The sequence below is a fragment of the Pedobacter agri PB92 genome, from assembly GCF_000258495.1.
In the GTDB taxonomy this organism is placed as follows: Bacteria; Bacteroidota; Bacteroidia; order Sphingobacteriales; family Sphingobacteriaceae; genus Pedobacter; species Pedobacter agri.
Map to the genome: position 1 here is coordinate 1 of NZ_AJLG01000282.1, position 3,951 is coordinate 3,951.

At 42.4% G+C, this 3,951-nt stretch carries 4 protein-coding genes and 1 pseudogene; all 5 read left to right on the top strand.

The window, feature by feature from the left end:
- Positions 1–256: 256 nt before the first annotated feature.
- Positions 257–1,789 carry a DEAD/DEAH box helicase gene (locus tag ON09_RS23025; RefSeq protein WP_039843136.1) on the top strand — a complete coding sequence of 511 codons (1,533 nt, stop codon included), beginning with the start codon at positions 257–259 and terminating at the stop codon, positions 1,787–1,789.
- A 26-nt stretch (positions 1,790–1,815) separates the two neighbouring features.
- Positions 1,816–2,277 (top strand): hypothetical protein, encoded by a 462-nt coding sequence (locus tag ON09_RS23030; RefSeq protein ID WP_010603430.1) that lies wholly within the window; start codon positions 1,816–1,818, stop codon positions 2,275–2,277.
- A 598-nt stretch (positions 2,278–2,875) separates the two neighbouring features.
- Complete coding sequence (locus ON09_RS26390; protein WP_238533791.1) at positions 2,876–3,286, top strand: RsbRD N-terminal domain-containing protein; 411 nt, start codon at positions 2,876–2,878, stop codon at positions 3,284–3,286.
- Entirely contained in the window at positions 3,273–3,743 is a 471-nt protein-coding gene (locus tag ON09_RS26395; RefSeq protein ID WP_238533792.1) for an STAS domain-containing protein, read from the top strand. The genes ON09_RS26390 and ON09_RS26395 overlap by 14 nt, the downstream gene beginning before the upstream one ends.
- 5 nt (positions 3,744–3,748) lie before the next feature.
- A pseudogene (locus ON09_RS23040) lies at positions 3,749–3,951 on the top strand (STAS domain-containing protein); the annotation flags it as partial.

Sequence of the window (3,951 nt, forward strand, 5' to 3'; positions counted from 1 at the left end):
ATGAAGTACGCCCTCGCCATGACGATTCTGTATCGGGATAAGCCATGTCATCGGTAAAAGAGAAGATTGCCGGGGTCGTGAAGTACGCCCTCCCCAAAACGATCGTCATGAAAGCATCGTTCGTATAAATTTCTTAAAATGAATTAACGCTCAGCCTGACATCTTGCGATTACTTAACTGCTGTGTTGACTGATAAAAAAAATCATTCCCCGCCGCAAAACTTTCTTCAAGCCGGCAGGGTTAACAATACATGGATATGAATGTAGCAGCCCCGATGTTGCCGGCGAGCAAAAAGAAATTATACGATTATCAACAGCAGGATTTAGAGACTATATTCAGCAAGCTTTCGGCACATCCGGAGCAGCGGGCCAGGCTGCTTTATCAATTGCCTACAGGTGGGGGAAAAACCGTCATTTTTTCAGAGATTGCCAAGCGTTTTATTGGCACCTTTGGTAAAAAGGTGATTGTGCTTACTCACCGCATAGAACTTTGCCGGCAAACCACTGCCGCTTTGAAAGGGAGTGGCGTAGCGAATAGGGTAGTGGACAGTAAAGTTAAAAAAGTAGCTGCTAAAGACCGTTTCGAATGTTATGTGGCCATGGTTGAAACGCTGAAGCGCCGGATTGAAGACGGACTGATCAATACTTCTGAAGTGGGTCTGGTGATCGTAGATGAAGCGCACCACAATTCTTTTCATAAGTTGTTGGGCAAGTTTGAAAATGCAGCCATTATTGGCGTTACCGCTACGCCATTCTCTTCTGATGTTAACTTGCCGATGAATCGTTTCTATGATGAGCTGATTCTGGGCGAGGGGATCTCATCGCTGATTAACCGGGGTTTTCTGGCCAAGCCAAAAATTAAAAGTTATGATGTAGAACTTAACTCACTGCTTACCGGATTAACCGGCGACTTTACCGTGAGTTCATCTGATGCGCTTTATGGATCAGAAATCATGTTAGATCTGCTGCTGCATTCGTACCAGGAACATTCTTTGGGTAAAAAAACACTCATTTTTAATAACGGGATCTTCGCTTCTAAAAGGGTGGAAGAAACTTTTTCCAAAGCAGGCTTTGCCATCAGGCACCTGGATAATAAAACGCCTTTGGCTGAGCGGGCAGAAATACTCCAGTGGTTTAAAAAGACCAAAGGCGCCATCTTAACTTCGGTATCGATATTAACTACCGGATTTGATGAACCTTCCATTCAATCGGTTATTTTATACCGTGCGACCACTTCTTTAACACTTTATCATCAAATGGTCGGCCGCGGTGCCAGGCGTTTAACTGGTAAAAAAACTTTCACCATTACCGATCTGGGAAATAATATTGAAAGGTTTGGGGAATGGAACAGTGAAATCGACTGGATGCATGTATTTCTGCACCCGGAAATTTACCATGAAAACCTGCACCATAGCGTGGAGCAAACCCATGCCATTCCGATGGAAATGAGAAATGCTTTTCCAAACAGTATGGAGGTGGCTTTTGATGTGGCTTCGGCCTATCGTGATGCGGTAGACAGTGGCAAAAAAGCTAAAATTGTTATGCGTGATTCGATCCGTCAACATGCACTCATGTGTGTGGAAAATTGCGATGGCGATTTAGGTAAGGCCATGGAGTTATGCCAGAGCCTGGATAAGGAAATTGATTACCGGATCAAACAGTATGGAAAATGTTTAACGAAAGTAACCCGTGATTATTTAAAGTGGCTGGGTGTAGATTACCGGGAAAGGTTGAAAAAACTTACGCAGAAGCTATTATCCAAAAATGTATTCTTACAAAATGCCAGTTAAAAATTTAACCGGATTCAACCTTAAAAATGAGCAATATCGAAAATATATCCCTGTTAAGCGGTTTAGTGTCTCCTGAAAGAATTATGAAGCTGGAAGCGGCTGCGGCCAGGCATCAGCAGCAGTCGAATATTTTGTTTGCTATTCGATCAGTGGAGGATCAGGTAATTGAGGTGTCGGCTGTTCAGGGGGAAAAGGCTTCGGGAACCTATGCCAGTGAGGCGATACTGGTAAAAAGGACGCAAGATTTGTTTAGTAAACTTCCTTCTGAAATCAAGATTCGCGTTGCAGCTGAAACCTATCTTCCTTCTCCTGCAAGTTTGGTGGATGTATCCTGGATTGAAAAGAAGATGAATGAAAAGGGTGTGCGGATTAAAAAGATTGCTTTTGATACGGGAATCGACCGGGAAAGCATTGCCGATTGGGTAACAGGTAAAAGGCGCATGAGCCAGATCGTGAAAGCCATGTTCTATTTTTATCTTTCCAAATAAATCAATTCGCTTACGCTGTGTTTACATTTTCTATATGAAGAGATATTCAATCACGGTAATGAATTCGATTTGCTGAAAACTTCCCGATAAAATTCCTTACATCGCGAAGATTTTTGGCGAGTTTAAGTCCGTAGTGTAGAAAGGTAGTTTTCATTTTTATGGGAATTTGTTGCGATAACTACGCCATTTTCTATCACCAAGCGGTAGGGAAAACATCCCGGAGCGTAGGTTTAGCGATCCAGTTGATGAGGGTTTAAGGAAGCGATCAAGTGCTCAGCAAAAGGATGGTCACATTAGCATGATTCCCCAGCGGAATCCGCTAACCTGCTGATCAATAAGCATGATTTTCCTGGAAGCAAGCTTTATTCCAAAGGCTGGTTGTTGCTCCTCATCAATGTAATTTACTTCACACACTTATCAATATTCGCCAACCTTGAATAAAGCACTTAGCTGCCCAAGCTTCTGCGGCCAACCTGTTTTCTCCGCTATCTTTTGCCTGCTAAAAATAAGGCTTCAGAATACGAAAGAAATTCTTAACTTTCCAACCTTAAAATCCAGTCTGGAATGTCAAGTTTAAAACCTTAAGTCACCCTAAAAAATGTCATTTAATACGCTGAAATTGTTACAAACACAAAAAAAGAACATCCTTGAAAGCTGGATGAAAAACCAACTGTCGGATGATGGTTTAAGAGAAGATCTTATCAGTAATGAAGAGCTTCGCGGCCAGTCGGAAGAGTTGATTTCGGCTTTAGTTGCAAACCTTGCAGAAGATGATCTTATTGATTTTAACACAGACCGATGGGATCCTGTGATCGAGATATTAGGTGGTATTGCCATTACCCGTGCTCGTCAGGGTTTTTCGCCACGGGAGACCGGCCGGTTTGTATACAGTTTAAAAGAGGCTTTACTGGAAGTATTGCAACAGGAAATTCAGGATTCGAAACAGCTTTTTGAAGAAAGTTTGAAGATTAATAAGGTGATGGATAACCTGAGCATTGTTACTTTTTGAAACCTTTATTAAGGGCAGGGAAGAAGTGATTCTGAGACAGACTGATGAGATTGCCGAAATTTCTACCCCTGTTATCCGTGTTTGGGATGGTATCCTGGCGTTGCCGATTATTGGTACCCTTGATAGCTCGAGAACCCAGATTGTAATGGAAAACCTGCTACAGGAAATTGTAGAAACCGGATCGAGCATTGCCATCCTTGATATTTCAGGTGTACCGGCAGTAGATTCATTGGTTGCCCAGCATTTGATTAAAACCGTTAGTGCCACGCGGTTAATGGGTGCAGAGTGTATTATTAGCGGTATCCGACCTGAAATTGCCCAAACGGTAGTTCACCTGGGTATAGATCTTTCTAATATTATCACTAAAGCATCATTGGCCAGTGCCTTATCTTATGCGTTCAGGGTGCTTCGCCTTGAGGTGCGTAAAAGCAGTGCAATTTCTAAAACTAATCTTTAATAAATATGGATAAAATTCCTATTCTAAGGATGGGAAGCTTTTTACTGGTAACCATTCAGGTGGATCTTTATGACAGGCTTGCGCTGGATTTAGAGGCTGACCTGGTACAGATGGTGAATAAAACCAGTTCAAAAGGCGTACTGATTGATATTTCTGCGGTATCGATTGTTGATTCATTCATGGGCAGAATTATTGGAAACATCGCCAG

Coding starts and splice junctions, on each gene's coding strand:
- ON09_RS26390 (WP_238533791.1), top strand. CDS start 2,876: ATGTCATTTAATACGCTGAAATTGTTACAAACACAAAAAAAGAACATC.
- ON09_RS23030 (WP_010603430.1), top strand. CDS start 1,816: ATGAGCAATATCGAAAATATATCCCTGTTAAGCGGTTTAGTGTCTCCT.
- ON09_RS23025 (WP_039843136.1), top strand. CDS start 257: ATGAATGTAGCAGCCCCGATGTTGCCGGCGAGCAAAAAGAAATTATAC.